The organism is Acinetobacter sp. SwsAc6 (genome assembly GCF_013391565.1).
Taxonomy (GTDB): domain Bacteria; phylum Pseudomonadota; class Gammaproteobacteria; order Pseudomonadales; family Moraxellaceae; genus Acinetobacter; species Acinetobacter cumulans.
This window is the reverse complement of sequence record NZ_JACAXE010000017.1, coordinates 20,153-36,782: the sequence shown is the minus strand read 5'-3', so window position 1 is coordinate 36,782 and position 16,630 is coordinate 20,153. Positions and strand designations below refer to the sequence as shown.

Genomic DNA, 16,630 nt, shown 5'->3' with positions numbered 1-16,630 from the left:
TTTTTGATTAAAGGTTGTTTAAAGTGCCTTCAGGTAGAACTGAAATCACGCTTGCACGTTGGATTTTCACTTCGACACCGCGACTCAATTCAACCACTGCAAAATCACCTTCAATTTTAACGATTTTGCCCATGAGGCCACCAGCAAAAACAACTTCACTGCCTAGACCTAAGCTATCAACTAGTGCACGGTGCTCTTTCGCACGTTTAGACTGTGGACGCCAGATCAAGAAGTAAAAAATAGCAACAAACACAGCGATCATGAGCAAGTTTGCCATCATGCTTGGTTGTTGTGCTGCTTCACCAGCTGCGTGAGCGGTAGAAATAAAAAGGCTCATTTGTATTTCCTAAAACGAATAAAATTGTATATCAATTACATGACAATAAATTGGCTTGTTCTGCAATTTACCTTGTCTTTTTCATTAGCGCAAATGCTGAAGGATTAATCTTCAGGACAAGGCGGTACTTCTAGGCCACGGCGGGCATAAAAGTCTTGCACAAATTCATCAAATGTACCGTTGTCGAGTGCGTCGCGCATCATTTCAGTTAAACGCAGGTAATAGCGTAAGTTATGAATGGTGCCGAGCATTGAACCCAACATTTCGCCGCATTTCTCTAAATGGAATAAATACGAGCGAGTGAAGTTGGTACATGTGTAGCAATCGCAATGTGGGTCAAGTGGACCTTGGTCATGGCGATATTGGCTGTTACGAATACGCACCAAACCATCGGTCACAAAATAATGACCATTACGTGCATTTCGAGTTGGCATTACGCAGTCGAACATATCGACACCACGGCGTACAGCTTCCACAATATCTTCAGGCTTACCCACACCCATCAGGTAACGTGGTTTGTCTGCTGGCATTTTCTCAGGAAGATAATCCAATACTTTGATCATTTCTTCTTTAGGTTCACCCACTGAAAGACCGCCAATCGCATAGCCGTCAAAATCAATGTCGAGTAAACCTTTTAAAGATTCATCACGTAGGTCTTCATACATACCGCCTTGGATAATACCAAATAGGGCATTACGGTTTTTGAGGACTTCGTGATGTTGCGTTTTACAGCGTTTCGCCCAGCGAAGTGAAAGCTGCAAAGATTTTTGCGCTTCTTCATGTGTTGCTGGATATGGCGTGCATTCATCAAAAATCATCACAATGTCAGAGTTCAACGTATGTTGAATGTCCATTGAGATTTCTGGTGATAAAAATACTTTAGATCCGTCAATTGGAGAACGGAAGGTTACGCCGTCTTCTTTAATCTTACGCATTGCGCCAAGGCTAAAGACTTGGAAGCCACCTGAGTCAGTTAAAATAGGTTTATCCCATTTCATAAACTGATGTAAGCCACCATGTTGCTTAATCACTTCTAAGCCAGGGCGTAAATATAAATGGAAGGTATTACCCAAAATAACTTGTGACTTAATTTCTTTAATATCACGTGGTAACACGCCTTTAACTGTACCGTAAGTACCTACAGGCATGAACATTGGCGTTTCAACGACGCCATGTTCTAGGGTTAAGCGACCACGACGGGCACGGCCCGACTGCGCTAATTTTTCAAACTTCATAGGTGTTCCAAATCAAGGCGAAAAAACAGTTCGCTGATTGTTAATGCTAAAACGCGCTATTTTCCTTGATTCTGCAACTAAACACCAGCTTTGCATCGTGTAGTCGATGTAATTTTCTTAGAGTGAATCTGCTGGATGTTGAGCAAAGTTTGACAAATGATAAAACTGGCTCAGGCGTGCCAAAATCTCTTTTTTGGGCATTTCACAGCTCCCGCGTTCACCAGATGGCATAGCGGCAATGGTTTGCACCAACTTCTGTATATAAATATTGGTGTCGATGAAGTGAGGCTCAAGCGTCAGCATGTAGGCCGCTTGTGCAACTTGTAGATAGTCATAAGGTTCAACTTCGACCAGCTGTGCAATATCAATCAGCATGTCTTTATCGGCTTGGGTGAGCTTAAAACGCTTATTATTGGGCTGATCAACTTTCTTTTTAGGTTCTTTGATTTTGAGAAAATTCAGTAACAAACGGTTTTCAGGATTGAGATAGCGTGCAGATTGCAATTCAATTTCGGGCTGCGTTGGAATACTGATAAAAAATAAAATTTGATCGATGTCTAAGCCGTAAGAATCAACTAAAGCTTCTTTGGCTTGTTTAAAGGCATTGAGTAGGATGTCGAGATTATTGCTTGCATCAGGTTGTGGGTTGTCCAATAGGGGATTACCGAAACTATGCTGCGAGTTGAAATAATCCGCTAAAATAAATTTAAATTTGGTTAGTCCTGAGTCGACAGCAGGACTAGAGCGATAACGCCACTTTGGAACATTCCATTGATCACTAGGTGATAAATATTGTTTACTATCTTCATCTTCTGAAAATATGCTGCGCTTCGTCGATACAGCTAAATAGTCGATCGATAAATATTTGTTAAACACCAAGGTGCAGGCGTAAATTTCGTCTTCATAATAATAATCATAAAGTTGATAAAACTCTTGAATGAGTGCCGTTTTTAAAATATCTATATGTTCTATCATAAGGTTTATGTTCTTTTTTTAGAGGGTATGCCAAGCAATACCGATTTATTTTAAAAATTAGGTTTGTAGTCGAAGTTTTGTGTTGCTTGAGCATCGCGAAAAGGACGAATCGCTTTTTTGCTCAATGTCATGGTGTTGACAATGTTGTTTGGGAAAATCTGAATGTGATTATTAAACAGCTCGACATTACGGTTAAAAATACTAATGGCTGCCCCCACATTTTCATTTTGCTCTTCAATTTCATTCATCATTTTAAGATAAATTTCATTGGCTTTTAATTCTGGGTAATTTTCTACCACAACATTTAAGCTGTGCATTAATTCTTTATTTAAAGACTCAATGCGTTGCAATTGCGAAACATCGGTATTTTTTAAATTAAGATTTAGAATGTTTTGTCTTAGCTCGGTGACTTTTTCTAAAGTTCCTTTTTCAAAACTTGAGTATTGCTCAACCAAGGTTTGTAAGCCATCTAAGATTTTAATTTTTTGGCGTTCATAGGTTGCTACATCTGCCCAAGCACGCACCGTTGCATTGTGATGACGCACAATGTTATTGCGAATCGCAATACAGGCAATCACCACAGCGACGATTAAAAGCAGAAAAATCAGTAAACCCATCGACTTAAGCCCCCATAAGTCCTTTACTTTAAAAAAAGTAATAAATCACGTTGTAAGTTTTCTAATTCTATTAATTTAAATGTTCTTAGGTGTCCACGCAATGCTGAAATGTCCTGAATCACATTTGTTTTACTACTAATTTTAAATAAATCATGTGGACCAATATAGCACAGCATTTTACTTTCTGGATGAAAAAGCAAATCACCTTCTCGGTTTTTAAAAAAATCAGCTAAGCGAAGTACAAATGCGGGGGTCATTAATTTAGCAGTTTCCATTTCATCACTGCCATAGAATTTAAGGCGTTGATTGATTTGGATATCACTACTGTGCCAAGGGTAGCTATAAGGATAATAAAATTTTTTATTTGAGGTGCTGACAGCAAGTCCTTGGGTGTTGATGTCAAAAACAAATACGCCCCATAGATCTTTATGAATTTCTTTAACTTGATGCTCATCGCCATTTTTATCGCGTACCCTAATTTCATTAACATAATGGTACTGAAATAGCATGACTTGATGTGCTTGATCATTTTCGTCTTGCCAAACTGTGCTGGCATAACGAGTGATTTTATTGGAAACACTGCCTTGTTCAAATACAGGGAAAAGCTGTTTTAAATGCGCAATAAAATGTATGGAATTAAATGGAACACTAATATGGTGAGGTTGGCGATCGAAAGCCAATTGATATTTTTTAGCAATACTTTGTTGTTCTAAAAAATCGATGACTTCCTCAATCGGATCATCTTGTTCATAGCTAAAATAGGCCCATGCCATAATCACTAAGCCGAGAATGAAGCTCAGTTGTGCCCAAATATTGGAAGGTGTAATCCATACTGGCAGTAAAAAAATGAGCCCGATACAGCCTTGAAACCAGGCTAAGACATTTTCAAATTTTAGGTTAATTGGGGCATTCCATGGATGCAAGCCATCGAGGAGGGCTTGATGATCATGGGCACTACGCCCCAACTCCCAAAGCCGAGCGATATTCCGAAAAACGACGTCGTTTTTTTTACGACGAATATGAAAGGAGTGTTTAACAGAATCGATCGGCATAGCTGCTCTTTTTATTTTAGGTTGATGTTGTCAATCAGCATGGCGTCGCCATAGCTAAAGAAACGGTACTTGCTTGCTACAGCGTGGTTATAGGCATTAAGAATATTGTCGCGGTTAGACAATGCTGATACCAACATGAGTAGGGTAGATTCAGGTAAATGGAAGTTGGTGATAAGTCGGTCAACTACTTTGAACTCGTAGCCTGGATAGATAAAGATTTGTGTATCACCTGTCCAGCCTTTGAGCTCGCCACCATTGGCTTGAGCTGCACTTTCTGTTGCGCGAGTTGCAGTTGTACCTACAGCAATCACTTTATTACCACGGGCTTTGGTTTCGCGTATTAAAGCCATTGATTCATCAGATACATCACACCATTCGCTATGCATAATATGATTTTCAATATCTGTTGTACGTACTGGTAAGAATGTACCTGCGCCCACGTGCAAAGTCACAAATGTTGTTTGTACGCCTTTGGCTTTGAGTTTGGCTAACAGTGCTTCATCAAAGTGTAAGCTCGCCGTTGGAGCGGCAACAGACGCAAGTTTAGTTGGGTCGTTAAATACAGTTTGGTAGCGTTCGGTATCAATGGCTTCTGCTTCACGGTTAAAGTAAGGCGGAATTGGCAATGCGCCGTATAAATCTAATACTTGTAAAATAGGTTGTGAAAACTCAACTACAAATAGATTTTCATGGCGACCTTTAACAGTCACTTTTACTTCATCTGGGCCAATAAAAAGCTCAGCACCTTCTTTTGGAGTGTTGCTGGCTTTAATATGGCAGTGAGCTGTTTGTGGATCTAAAATACGTTCAACCAATACTTCAATTGCGCCACCTGTTGCACGTTTACCTTTTAAGCGTGCTTTCATCACTTTGGTGTCATTTAAAACCAACAAGTCGCCTTCATTGAGTAGGTCGAGAATGTCGGTAAAGCAATGGTCATGATATTGCCCCGTGGTGTCGAGGTGTAAAAGGCGTGAAGCGGTGCGATTTTCTAATGGGTAGCGAGCGATAAGCTCATCGGGGAGATCAAAACTGAAATCTGAAAGTTGCATGGTTTGTGCTTAAAACAATAGGGGATTGAATAAGAGCTATTATATGCTTTTTTGGATTTTAGCGCTGATTTTGCTTAATTTTAAGACGAAAAAATCATCATTGGGTTAAAAATAATCAATTGTGTCTTTGTGGTGTTGACAGTGTTTTAAAACAGCGTATTATAGCCTTCATTCCCGAGGTGGTGAAATTGGTAGACGCGGTGGATTCAAAATCCACTATCAGAGATGATGTGTCGGTTCGAGTCCGACCCCCGGGACCAAGATTCAAAAAACCCCAAGACTTAAAGTCTTGGGGTTTTTTATTGGCTGTATGAAAATTATAAAACTTATAAATTTTAGAATCGCTTATTTATGCTTTGAAATTAATATGAAAATTTTTTTAATTCTTAGCTTTAATAAAACAGTAAAAGAAAAGGGGGGTATATGGCAGCAAATTTAAATGCAGAGTTAAATTTAAATCCATTATTGGGGCTAATACTTGAAAATCCGTATGCAACAGGTATTTTCTTGATTTTAGTTTTATTTATCGTAATTGTATTTTTTATTGCTAAATCGGGTGTTTTAAGTATTTTTAGAGAGCACCAAGAATATCGATTGAGAAGAATTAAAGACGAAATTTCAGATCATGAATTATTGTTAGCTGATGAATCATTAAATAAATATAGTGATCAAATGGCATATCATTTACAAATTGCTAAACTAAATAAGCTGCTTAAATTTAATCACCATGATATTGATTTATTAGAATATATTTTGTCATGTAAGAATAAAGATCTGGCAATCTTTTACTACAAGTCAGCAGGTAAATATATTGAAAAAAATGAAGTGACTAAAAGGTTTAAGTTGAAGAGCTATTGTAAGGATTGGGTAGTAACTTTGATTGATAGGATCGGTATTTTCCTTTATTTCGCTATAAGTTTAGGGTCATTATTTCCAATGGTTTATGTGGTTTATTTATGTGTTGTAACAGGTGAGAGTTTAAGTGCAATCCCGCACAGTTTTGTTGTTGCTCAATCCTTTTTCTTTGGCGTGTGTTTACTTATGGCCTTGATGGTTGCTAATCCCTTGTTTAAGCCTTGGAAAGCCACACAGTTTTTAAGATTAGAAAAAATATAATTTTATTGAGATAAAAAAACCAGCGCCGAAGCGCTGGTTTTTTACATCACTAACGTAGGTTAGTTCAGCATCAACTTATTGAGCAGCAGCAAGTGCAGCATTTAAAGTTGAGCTTGGACGCATTACGTCATTTACTTTTGTTGTATCAATTGCGTAGTAACCGCCGATATCAACAGATTTGCCTTGAACTTCTGCAAGCTCAGCAACAATCTTGTCTTCATTTTCAGCAAGTGCTTGTGCAAGTGGAGCAAATTTCGCTTTAAGTGCAGCATCTTCGTCTTGAGCAGCAAGTGCTTCAGCCCAGAATTTTGCAAGGTAGAAATGGCTACCACGGTTATCAAGCTCACCAGTACGACGTGATGGAGACTTGTCGTTATCTAGAAGTTTGCCAGTTGCTTGGTCTAAAGTTTTCGCAAGAAGTTTCGCTTGAGCGTTGTCTTCTTTAATGCCCATTTCTTCTAAAGAAACAGCTAATGCTAAGAATTCACCTAAAGAATCCCAACGTAAGTGGTTTTCTTCAACAAGCTGTTGTACGTGTTTAGGCGCAGAACCACCCGCACCAGTTTCGTACATGCCGCCACCTGCCATTAATGGCACGATAGACAGCATCTTCGCAGATGTACCTAATTCCATAATAGGGAACAAGTCAGTGAGGTAGTCACGTAGGATGTTACCAGTTACAGAAATTGTATCTAGACCACGAGCAACACGTTCAAGTGTGTAGCGCATTGCACGTACTTGAGACATGATTTGGATGTCTAGGCCATCAGTGTCATGGTCAAGTAAGTAAGTTTGAACTTTCTTGATCAATTCGTTTTCGTGTGGACGGTACGGGTCAAGCCAGAAGATCGCAGGCATGCCTGAGTTACGTGCACGTGTTACAGCAAGTTTTACCCAGTCACGGATTGGAGCGTCTTTTACCTGACACATACGCCAGATATCACCTTCTTCCACGTTTTGAGACATCAACACTTCGCCAGTTTCGATATCCGTGATGTTTGCAACACCAGCAGCAGAAACTTCAAAAGTTTTGTCATGTGAACCGTATTCTTCAGCTTTTTGAGCCATTAAACCTACGTTAGGCACTGTACCCATAGTACGTGGGTCAAAGTTACCGTTCCACTTACAGAAATTGATCATTTCTTGGTAGATACGTGCGAATGTAGATTCAGGCATTACTGCTTTACAGTCGTAAGGTTTGCCGTCAGCACCCCACATTTTACCGCCACCACGGATCATTGCAGGCATAGAAGCATCTACAATTACGTCGTTAGGTGAATGGAAGTTTGTGATGCCTTTAGCAGAGTCAACCATTGCAAGCGCAGGGCGGTGCTCTTGGCAAGCATGAAGGTCAGCAATGATTTCTTCACGTACAGAAGTCGGAAGAGTTTCGATTTTTTCGTAAAGACCAGCCATACCATTGTTGATGTTAATACCTAGTTCATCAAACAATTTGCCGTGTTTTTCGAAAGCTTCTTTGTAGTAAATCTTAACACAGTGACCAAATACGATTGGGTGTGACACTTTCATCATTGTCGCTTTCACGTGCAATGAGAATAAGATGCCAGCTTCGCGACAGTCTTCAAGTTCTTTTTCGTAGAAATCGCAAAGCGCTTTCTTGCTCATGAACATAGAGTCGATGATTTCGCCGTCTTGAAGCGCAACTTTTTGCTTAAGAACAATCGTTTCACCAGTCTTAGTGATGAGCTCCATTTTCACATTGCGCGCACGGTCAAGTGTCATAGATTTTTCACCGTGGTAGAAGTCGCCTTCATCCATGTGAGACACGTGAGTTTGTGACCATTGCTTCCACTCGCTCATAGAGTGCGGGTGTTTTTTCGCATAGTTTTTAACAGCAGCAGGTGCACGACGGTCAGAGTTACCTTCACGTAGCACTGGGTTTACAGCAGAACCTAAACATTTGCTGTAACGTGCTTTAATTTCTTTCTCTTCTTCAGTCGCTGGGTTTTCCGGGTAGTTCGGAATAGCGTAGCCTTTAGATTGAAGCTCTTTAATACAAGCTGTCAATTGGCCTACAGACGCACTGATGTTTGGTAGCTTGATAATGTTTGTGTCTGGATCTTGAGTAAGACGGCCAAGCTCTGCTAGGTTATTTGGAACCTTTTGCTCTTCGCTTAAGAAGTCAGAAAATTCTGCAAGCACACGTGATGCTACAGAGATATCGCGTTTAACGATTTCAACGCCGGCAGGCTTAGTAAAGGTCTCAATGATCGGTAGCAGTGAGTATGTCGCCAATAATGGCGCCTCGTCGGTCAGTGTGTAAATGATAGTTGACTTTCCACCAGCCATATATAGCCCCTTGCTTGAGATTGTGTTTTTGAGGGCCGAGCTTATGACTTAGCCCCTTCGAACCGATTTGCTTAAATAAAACTATGAAAGTATCGGTGCTCATCGCATTTCAGTCAACGATAGATACAGTGATGACGTCATTTCGCTGAAAAATAATACAGAAAAATGACTATTTTTCGCACAAATATTTTGTGAGAAATTGAAATTGAATTAAACAATCCAATAAAAGGCAAGATTTGAAAAGCGTTTGGGACAAGAACGCCTAAATTTAGATATACCACTATTTACATAGAATGGCTATTGACCCTAGCGCCAAATTAAAAAAAACTTCAGCCAGTTTGGCTATCATGTTAAATCATGCTCACTGAAATGGATTTAAAACCTCAAACAGAAATAGGCCTTCGCGCTGAGTTGCAAATAAAAAAAACTGCGGGCATACAATTGTTCGATTTCATTCTATTGATGGGAACTTGTTCTTTCCTTCTATTCACAAAAGGAATGTATTGTTTTAGGTCTTAGATTTAGAGTGAAGTTGGGGAAGGTTGTTAGTCAATAGTGGTTAGCGCTGTTTTGAAGAGCTAAAATTGTAAACAATTGCAAAAAAAGTGTGATTTTAAGTGATACAGATTGATCGATATTTTGATGAGAGTTTTACTTTTTATCTGCTTGTGAAATGAATAGATTAGATGAAATGTAAAGTACCCACTATAGGTAAAAAATTGTGATTTAAATAACAAAATACAAAAACTAAATGTAATCAATCTGTAAAATATAGGGGTGAATATACTTTAAATAGCCCCTTGGAGGCGTTCAGTAGGCTTTTGCTTGTGATGAATTATTTGAAAAATGTTCAAAACTATTTTTAGAAAATTCAAATATGTATTTTAAATCATAAAAGTTAAAAACATTAAATTAAGGCCTAAATACATTCCTTTGGTCGTAATGTTGTTTTTTGTTATTGCTATGTATGTGTAATCTTGCTAATTACGTAGAGTATAAAGCTCGGTTTTGCGGATTTAGTCAATTCAAGAGAGGGAAGTCTATGGCAATAAACTTATTAGAAATAGGTGCACAGACGGAACAGCTGGGCGCGTGTAGGCTCTCTTTGTTGATGGGGGTTTATACGGATGATAATAAAATTGCCGATTTTTTGAAGTTTGCCCGCAGTATTTTAGGCATGGAAAGTGGCATTTTGGCATTTAAAAATGAACCCTATATTTGGTATGGTTCTGATGATGGTGTAAAAGCTTTTTTAGCGGACTCAAATGAGCAATTAGAACGGTTTTTTGAAGAAGAAAATTGTCTCATTGATCAGCAACATGCATGCTATCCTGCGTTTTCTCAATATGTGCATAGCTTAGGGGTTGCACATCAGCGACTGGTTGCATTTCATTTAAGAGATGAACAACAAAGCATTGGTACAGTTTTATTATTTGATGACCACACAATAGAATATACCCGCAAGCAATTGGAAATCGTGGCTGAATTTGTGCAAAGCCTACTGAGCGTATTAAAACTAAGAATTGAAAACGCTGAATTAAAAGAAATGTATGAGCAACAATCAGCATTGAATTTTAGTAAAACCAAGTTTTTTCAAATTATTGCGCATGATTTACGAGCACCCTTTCATGGCTTGTTAGGTTTTTCTGAAGTGCTGGCGCAAGAGCGTGATAGCTTAGATGAATCCAGTATTCAAAATATTGCTGATTATTTATGTGATACAGCCCAATCGACCTATAACTTGCTGGAAAGTTTGCTCAATTGGGCCATGGCAGAAGGCGGGCGTTTTGAATACCACCCAATTAATTTTGATTTAAATCAGTCTGCCAAAATTGTCTGCAGTGTTTTAAATAGTTTGGCTGTGAAAAAAAATATTCAGCTTTTAAATGAAATCCCTACAGGGCTGAAGGTGAATGCCGACATTAATATGATTACCTCGGTTGTGCAAAACTTGGTTTCGAATGCATTGAAGTTCACCAATACTGATGGCTTTGGAAAAGTGATTTTACGTGCAGAAGAGCGAGATGAATTTATTCGTTTCACCGTTCAAGACACGGGTTTAGGGATGACTCAAAACCAAATTGCCAATATATTTGAACAACAGATCAAAGTGAGTATTAAAGGTACAGCGGGAGAACAAGGCACAGGTTTGGGCTTGGTTTTGTGTAAGCGCTTTGTCGACTTAAACCATGGTTCAATCAGCGCACATTCTAAAGAAGGAGAAGGCACCCTTTTTGTGGTTAATTTGCCAAAGGCCACCAGTGCACATCAAGTTTTAAATGTAGAGCATACGTCTAAAGTGATTGCTGAAGTAAAATTATAATTGAGGCTAAATTAACGCTAAATTTTTCCCCATTTGCCATGTGCAGCTGATATAACTAGAAAAAAATAGGCTTATGGGTTAACAAATGAATGTGGAACAATTGCAGAAGACCTTACGTGCTAGCCAATATGCAGAGCAAGTGTTGGGAATCCATCGCAATTTAATAGAACAAGATTATGCAATTGACCAATTTTTATTGCCTTTAAGCACCGAAAAAATACAAGAATTTGTTGAAGTTGCACTGTGCGAAATTCAAGATGAACAAGTATGGATGCGGGAAATGCGTATTTTGCGTGCGCGTTTAATGTTTCGCTGGATTTGGCAAGATGCCAACAAACTTACTGATGTCATTACCCTGACCAGAGAGCTTTCAGACTTTGCTGATATTGCCATTTGTATGGCGAAAAAATTTGCTTATGCGCCGTTAGTGGCAAAGCATGGTGAGCCAATTGGCTATAACGGCAAGCTTCAAGATTTGATTGTGATTGCTATGGGCAAGCTGGGTGCTCAAGAACTAAATTTATCCAGTGATATCGACCTCATTTTTGCTTTTGATGAGCAAGGCGAAACCAACGGTCGTAAGTGTATTGATGTACAGCAATTTTGTATTTTGTGGGGACAAAAACTGATTTATTTGCTGGATCAAATTACTGCAGATGGTTTTGTTTTTCGCGTAGATATGCGTTTACGTCCTTGGGGGGATGGCTCTGCCTTGGCCATTAGTCATGTGGCCTTAGAAAAGTATTTAAGCCAGCATGGGCGCGAGTGGGAGCGTTATGCGTGGATCAAAGCGCGTATTGTGACTGGGGGGCAAGAAGGTGACGAATTACTGGAGATGACTCGACCTTTTGTATTCCGTAAATATGTGGATTACACCGCTTTTGAAGCCATGCGTGAAATGAAAGGCATGATTGAGCGCGAGGTGCTACGCCGTAATATTGAAGATGATATCAAGCTGGGTGCTGGTGGTATCCGTGAAGTTGAGTTTATCGTACAAGTTTTTCAGCTGATTTACGGTGGTTCAAAATTAGAATTACAAGACCGTCAGTGTTTGGTGAGTTTGCATCATTTAGGTGAGGTCGGATTACTCGATATAACCGCAGTGCAAGAATTAGAAGATGCATATCTTTTTTTACGCCGAATTGAACATGCAATTCAGGCCTTAAATGATCAGCAAACGCAGTCTTTGCCACATGAAGATGAGCCTCGTCAGCGTATTTTGGATACCTTGGGTTATGCAACTTGGGAGGGCTTCTTACGCGTACTCAACAGCAAACGTGCGCGGGTGATTTATCAATTTGAGCATTTGATTAAAGAAAAAGAACCCGATCCATTGGTTGAAAGTTTTGCGCAGCTGGAAAAGCAGTTGAATGATGTACTGGATGATAATGCTAAAAATTTGGTTCATGAGTTTTGGCATGGACATGCTTTAAAAAAACTGCCTGCTAAAGCGGTACAACGATTAAAAACATTCTGGCCTCATTTGGTCGAGGCGGTGATTCAGTCAGATAATCCGCAGGTTGCTTTACAGCGACTGATGCCATTGGTTGAATCAGTTATGCGCCGTACGGTGTATTTGGTGATGTTGATTGAGAGTAAGGGTGCATTACAACGCTTAGTGAAGATGGCTACGGTGAGCCCATGGATATGTGAAGAATTGACGCATTATCCAGTACTGTTAGATGAGTTCTTATCTATGGACTTTGAACTTCCAAAGCGCAAAGATTTAGAAGACTCTCTTCGTCAGCAGTTATTACGTATTGAACTGGATGATGTTGAAGATTTAATGCGTGTACTGCGTTTATTTAAAAAATCCAATGTATTAACAGTTGCTGCCAGCGATGTGTTGGCGGAAAGCCCATTGATGAAAGTGTCTGATGCCTTAACCGATATTGCGGAAGTTTCAGTCGAAGCGACCTTGAATTTGGCTTATCAAATTGTGGCTAAAAAACATGGATATCCAGTGGATGCAGAGGGTCAGCGCTGTGCTCTAGACCATATTGCATTTGCTGTTGCTGGTTATGGCAAACTTGGTGGCATTGAGCTGGGTTATGGCTCAGACCTAGACTTAGTGTTTATTCATTATATGGATGAGCAAGCTGATACCGATGGCTTGAAACCGATTAGTGGCTTTGAGTTTGCAATGCGTGTTGCACAGAAGTTTATGTCTTTGATGACCACGCAAACCTTAGATGGTCGGGTCTATGAAATTGATACCCGTTTAAGACCTTCAGGTGAGGCAGGTTTGCTGGTGACCAGCTTAAAGGCATTTGAACAATATCAGTTTAAGAGCGCATGGGTGTGGGAGCATCAAGCATTGGTACGTGCGCGTTCGATTGCGGGTGAGCCTTCATTGCGTCAAAAATTTGAGCAACTACGTTGTCAGATTTTGACCCTACCACGTGATGAGCAAAACGTACGTGCTGAAGTTTTAAAAATGCGTCAAAAAATGAAAGACCATTTAGGTTCTTCTAAAGAACAACAAAAAGATGGAATTTTTCATTTAAAACAAGACGCAGGAGGTATCGTTGATATCGAATTTATGGCACAGTATGTGGTATTAGCATGGAGTGGAACGAATTCTGATCTCGCTCACTACTCCGACAATGTAAGAATCCTTGAAGACGCCGCAAAAGCAAGTCGCTTATCCAGCGACGATGCGACAGCATTGATTCAAGCTTATCTTCGCGAACGCGCCGAGAGCCACCGTTTAGCCCTTGCAAATCAATCAATGCAAGTGAATGCGACGGACTGGCACGATACCCGAGAGGTCGTTTGCAAGTTATGGCAAAGATTAATCGATCCGAGTGCAATGTTTGCCTTGGATAAAAATGACTGTGTATAAAAATTTGGAGTTTAGGTCATGAATTTGGCTGATCGTGATGGTTTTATTTGGCAAGATGGACAATTAGTTGATTGGCGTGAGGCGAAAACTCACGTATTAACACATACATTACATTACAGTATGGGTGTGTTTGAGGGTGTCCGTGCTTACGAAACTCCGAATGGAACGGCGATTTTTCGTTTAAAAGAACACACTAAGCGTCTACTAAATTCTGCGAAAATTTATCAACTTAAAGTTCCGTTTGATCAGGCAACACTAGAACAAGCGCAAATTGATGTGGTTCGTGAAAATAAACTGGCATCTTGCTACTTGCGTCCAATTATCTTTATTGGTTCGGAAAAACTAGGTATTGCGGCAACTGACAACACCATTCATGCTGTAGTCGCTGCATGGAGCTGGGGTGCTTACCTTGGTGAAGAAGCGATGGCGAAAGGCATCCGCGTTAAAACTTCATCATTTACCCACCACCATCCTAACGTGACGATGTGTAAAGCAAAAGCGTCAGGTAACTACACATTGTCTATTCTTGCACACCAAGAAGTGGCGCATTCAGGCTATGACGAAGCAATGTTACTTGACCCACAAGGCTATGTTTGCCAAGGTTCTGGCGAAAACGTATTCTTGGTACGTGATGGTGTGATTCATACTCCTGATATCGCTGGTGGTGCATTAGACGGTATTACGCGTCAAACAATTATCACCATTGCGAAAGACTTGGGTTATGATGTTGTAGAACGCCGTATTACACGTGACGAATTCTACATTGCTGATGAAGCATTCTTCACTGGTACTGCTGCTGAAGTAACGCCAATCCGTGAATACGATGATCGTCAAATTGGTGAAGGTGTACGTGGTCCAATCACGACTCAAATCCAAAAAGCATACTTCGATGCAGTCCAGGGCAAAGACCCTAAATATGCGCACTGGTTAACTTACGTAAAATAAGCTGATCGGTTAAGATGAAAAGGCGGAACAGATGTTCCGCCTTTTTTATATGGTCTGGAAATATTGCAGGTGCTGGATGTCATTTGAATCGACTATGCGCAGGTTTAAATTGCGTATGAAAAAAAGAATGTATAAATTCGATAAAAAACGCTGGCTTAATGAAAATAAGCAAGATCTGCAGGCATTTGAAGACAAACTGCTGCACAGTATGCCGGAGACTTTGGCTCTGGTTGCGCAGGGGAAATCACTGGCCCGTTTTGGTGACGGCGAAATCACCTTAATGGATGGCGATGACATTGATTTTCAGGCTGCAGATCCTGAGTTGGCGCGGGAACTGGAAGTCATTTTAAATAATCAGGATGAAAACCTGACGGTTTGTTTGCCTACCATGCTGAAAGCCTGCAATGATTATGAAGTGAATTGGTGGCTGAAATTTTGGTATGTGCGCTGGAAAGACCTGCAGCCGAAATTAAATACTGAACGCGCTTATGGGCATTCGATGGTGACGCGGCCAGATTATTTCATTATGTATCCGGAGCAGGCTGCGCTTTCTTGGAAAGCCATTTGGAATCAGCGTGAGATTATGCTGATTACTGGAGAAGGCTCACGTTTGAATTTAGAACATGCGCTGTTTGATAATGCTCGATCCAGACAAGTGATTTATTCCAAAGCGGTGAATGCATATGCGGATGTGCCGCGGCTGCTGTCTGAAGTGCGCCAGAGCGCAGCGCCGGGCAGCCTGGTGCTGATTGCGCTTGGCCCTACCGGGACGGTCTTGGCGAAAAGGCTGTCGGATTTAGGCTATCAGGCCTTGGATATTGGGCATATCACCAGCTCTTATGATGAGGCTGCTGCGGAATTAAATCGAGCATAAAGATGATCAGCAGATGCTGCTGCATTTCAGTTGAGGCATAGATGCATATTGTATATATCAGTGACGGCAAAGCAGGCCACCGGTCTCAGGCGCTGGGTTTGTTTAATGCGCTGCAGCGCCAAACCGATGCGGCGCTGAGTTTTCAGGAAATCGCTATTCATGATTTGCCGTTTGTTCAGCTGGTCAGCGCGGTATTTAAAAAACAGCATCCTTTAGTTGCCCGGGAACCGGCATTGATTATCGGTGTCGGCAGCCATACGCAGCTCAGGGTGCTGCTGCTTGGCAAGGTTTATTCTCAAGCTAAAACAGCTATTTTGATGAAGCCGAATTTCCCATTCAGCTGGTTTAATCATGTGATTATTCCTGCACATGATGGCGTTGCAGAAACTGGCAACGTGATACTTAGTCAAGGTGCATTAAACCCGATAGTGAATGAACAGCGTCATGTGCAAAACCGTATTCTGATTGCTTTGGGCGGTTCATCAAAACGTCATCAGTGGAATGCTGAAAAAGTATTAAATGCAATTCAAAATATCGTAACTCATAATGCACAAGCCGAGATTATTTTAACGACTTCACGTCGTACACCAGCCGAGTTTTTGGCTGAATTGGAACGGCAGGATTATGCGTCTAAATTGCACATTTTTCCTGTAGAGCAGACACCGCAAGGCTGGATTTTTGAAGAAATGCAAAAAGCTGAGGCTGTTTGGGTTACAGAAGATAGCGTTTCCATGATTTATGAGGCGCTAACTGCTGGGTGTAAAGTTGGTGTGATTTCGATGGATCGATTAAAAGCGGATCGAATTGTGAAATCTGTAGATACCTTGTTAGATAAAAAAATTGTTTCTGCACGGTTTAATCTTAAAGAGCTCACTGAGGCTGTTGCTTTTGAAGAAGCTTCGATCGTCGCGCAGAAGCTTTTAGCATAGGACAATAACGAGAAATAGTT

Annotated in this window: 13 protein-coding genes and 1 tRNA gene; 7 read left to right on the top strand and 7 right to left on the bottom strand. The window is 40.5% G+C overall.

All coding sequences use genetic code 11. The features are described from left to right. Window positions 1-7 precede the first annotated feature (7 nt). From yajC to queA, 6 genes are all read right to left on the bottom strand, one after another. The gene (yajC, locus tag HYG93_RS12080; RefSeq protein ID WP_106984621.1) at window positions 8-337 is read right to left on the bottom strand and encodes a preprotein translocase subunit YajC; all 330 of its coding nucleotides are present in this window, start codon (window positions 335-337) and stop codon (window positions 8-10) included. A gap of 104 nt (window positions 338-441) precedes the next feature. Next, on the bottom strand, window positions 442-1,572 hold the full coding sequence (gene tgt, locus HYG93_RS12075) for a tRNA guanosine(34) transglycosylase Tgt (RefSeq protein WP_117007195.1): 1,131 nt from the start codon (window positions 1,570-1,572) through the stop codon (window positions 442-444). 117 nt (window positions 1,573-1,689) lie between these two features. After that, entirely contained in the window at window positions 1,690-2,547 is an 858-nt protein-coding gene (locus HYG93_RS12070; RefSeq protein WP_121594148.1) for a DUF4303 domain-containing protein, read from the bottom strand. A 50-nt stretch (window positions 2,548-2,597) separates the two neighbouring features. After that, window positions 2,598-3,164 carry a LemA family protein gene (locus tag HYG93_RS12065; RefSeq protein WP_121594149.1) on the bottom strand — a complete coding sequence of 189 codons (567 nt, stop codon included), beginning with the start codon at window positions 3,162-3,164 and terminating at the stop codon, window positions 2,598-2,600. Window positions 3,165-3,187: 23 nt separating this feature from the next. Then, the gene (locus tag HYG93_RS12060; RefSeq protein ID WP_121532153.1) at window positions 3,188-4,216 is read right to left on the bottom strand and encodes a hypothetical protein; all 1,029 of its coding nucleotides are present in this window, start codon (window positions 4,214-4,216) and stop codon (window positions 3,188-3,190) included. A gap of 11 nt (window positions 4,217-4,227) precedes the next feature. Beyond that, on the bottom strand, window positions 4,228-5,268 hold the full coding sequence (queA, locus tag HYG93_RS12055; protein WP_106984626.1) for a tRNA preQ1(34) S-adenosylmethionine ribosyltransferase-isomerase QueA: 1,041 nt from the start codon (window positions 5,266-5,268) through the stop codon (window positions 4,228-4,230). Between the two features lie 173 nt (window positions 5,269-5,441). On the opposite strand from queA, the gene HYG93_RS12050 reads away from it, so the two are divergent. Continuing rightward, window positions 5,442-5,528 (top strand) — tRNA-Leu (locus HYG93_RS12050). Window positions 5,529-5,691: 163 nt separating this feature from the next. Further along, on the top strand, window positions 5,692-6,384 hold the full coding sequence (locus tag HYG93_RS12045; RefSeq protein ID WP_178962515.1) for a hypothetical protein: 693 nt from the start codon (window positions 5,692-5,694) through the stop codon (window positions 6,382-6,384). A 75-nt stretch (window positions 6,385-6,459) separates the two neighbouring features. Here the strand turns inward: HYG93_RS12045 and HYG93_RS12040 are convergent, their stop codons facing one another. Beyond that, on the bottom strand, window positions 6,460-8,694 hold the full coding sequence (locus HYG93_RS12040; RefSeq protein WP_106984627.1) for an NADP-dependent isocitrate dehydrogenase: 2,235 nt from the start codon (window positions 8,692-8,694) through the stop codon (window positions 6,460-6,462). A gap of 1,042 nt (window positions 8,695-9,736) precedes the next feature. Here HYG93_RS12040 and HYG93_RS12035 point away from each other — a divergent pair. From HYG93_RS12035 to HYG93_RS12015, 5 genes are all read left to right on the top strand, one after another. After that, window positions 9,737-11,017 carry a sensor histidine kinase KdpD gene (locus tag HYG93_RS12035; RefSeq protein ID WP_120367413.1) on the top strand — a complete coding sequence of 427 codons (1,281 nt, stop codon included), beginning with the start codon at window positions 9,737-9,739 and terminating at the stop codon, window positions 11,015-11,017. An 85-nt stretch (window positions 11,018-11,102) separates the two neighbouring features. Next, window positions 11,103-13,862 carry a bifunctional [glutamate--ammonia ligase]-adenylyl-L-tyrosine phosphorylase/[glutamate--ammonia-ligase] adenylyltransferase gene (glnE, locus tag HYG93_RS12030; protein ID WP_106984628.1) on the top strand — a complete coding sequence of 920 codons (2,760 nt, stop codon included), beginning with the start codon at window positions 11,103-11,105 and terminating at the stop codon, window positions 13,860-13,862. Window positions 13,863-13,880: 18 nt separating this feature from the next. Continuing rightward, complete coding sequence (locus tag HYG93_RS12025) at window positions 13,881-14,807, top strand: branched-chain amino acid transaminase (protein WP_106984629.1); 927 nt, start codon at window positions 13,881-13,883, stop codon at window positions 14,805-14,807. 127 nt (window positions 14,808-14,934) lie between these two features. Continuing rightward, window positions 14,935-15,681: a GT-D fold domain-containing glycosyltransferase gene (locus HYG93_RS12020; RefSeq protein WP_178962514.1), complete on the top strand. Its 747-nt coding sequence runs from the start codon at window positions 14,935-14,937 to the stop codon at window positions 15,679-15,681. Window positions 15,682-15,722: 41 nt separating this feature from the next. After that, window positions 15,723-16,610 carry an ELM1/GtrOC1 family putative glycosyltransferase gene (locus HYG93_RS12015; RefSeq protein WP_120365615.1) on the top strand — a complete coding sequence of 296 codons (888 nt, stop codon included), beginning with the start codon at window positions 15,723-15,725 and terminating at the stop codon, window positions 16,608-16,610. Window positions 16,611-16,630: the final 20 nt, after the last annotated feature.

Excerpts from the sequence above, each read along its gene's own strand:
- yajC (WP_106984621.1), bottom strand. The coding sequence starts at position 337 with ATGAGCCTTTTTATTTCTACCGCTCACGCAGCTGGTGAAGCAGCACAA.
- tgt (WP_117007195.1), bottom strand. The coding sequence starts at position 1,572 with ATGAAGTTTGAAAAATTAGCGCAGTCGGGCCGTGCCCGTCGTGGTCGC.
- HYG93_RS12070 (WP_121594148.1), bottom strand. The coding sequence starts at position 2,547 with ATGATAGAACATATAGATATTTTAAAAACGGCACTCATTCAAGAGTTT.
- HYG93_RS12065 (WP_121594149.1), bottom strand. The coding sequence starts at position 3,164 with ATGGGTTTACTGATTTTTCTGCTTTTAATCGTCGCTGTGGTGATTGCC.
- HYG93_RS12060 (WP_121532153.1), bottom strand. The coding sequence starts at position 4,216 with ATGCCGATCGATTCTGTTAAACACTCCTTTCATATTCGTCGTAAAAAA.
- queA (WP_106984626.1), bottom strand. The coding sequence starts at position 5,268 with ATGCAACTTTCAGATTTCAGTTTTGATCTCCCCGATGAGCTTATCGCT.
- HYG93_RS12045 (WP_178962515.1), top strand. The coding sequence starts at position 5,692 with ATGGCAGCAAATTTAAATGCAGAGTTAAATTTAAATCCATTATTGGGG.
- HYG93_RS12040 (WP_106984627.1), bottom strand. The coding sequence starts at position 8,694 with ATGGCTGGTGGAAAGTCAACTATCATTTACACACTGACCGACGAGGCG.
- HYG93_RS12035 (WP_120367413.1), top strand. The coding sequence starts at position 9,737 with ATGGCAATAAACTTATTAGAAATAGGTGCACAGACGGAACAGCTGGGC.
- glnE (WP_106984628.1), top strand. The coding sequence starts at position 11,103 with ATGAATGTGGAACAATTGCAGAAGACCTTACGTGCTAGCCAATATGCA.
- HYG93_RS12025 (WP_106984629.1), top strand. The coding sequence starts at position 13,881 with ATGAATTTGGCTGATCGTGATGGTTTTATTTGGCAAGATGGACAATTA.
- HYG93_RS12020 (WP_178962514.1), top strand. The coding sequence starts at position 14,935 with ATGTATAAATTCGATAAAAAACGCTGGCTTAATGAAAATAAGCAAGAT.
- HYG93_RS12015 (WP_120365615.1), top strand. The coding sequence starts at position 15,723 with ATGCATATTGTATATATCAGTGACGGCAAAGCAGGCCACCGGTCTCAG.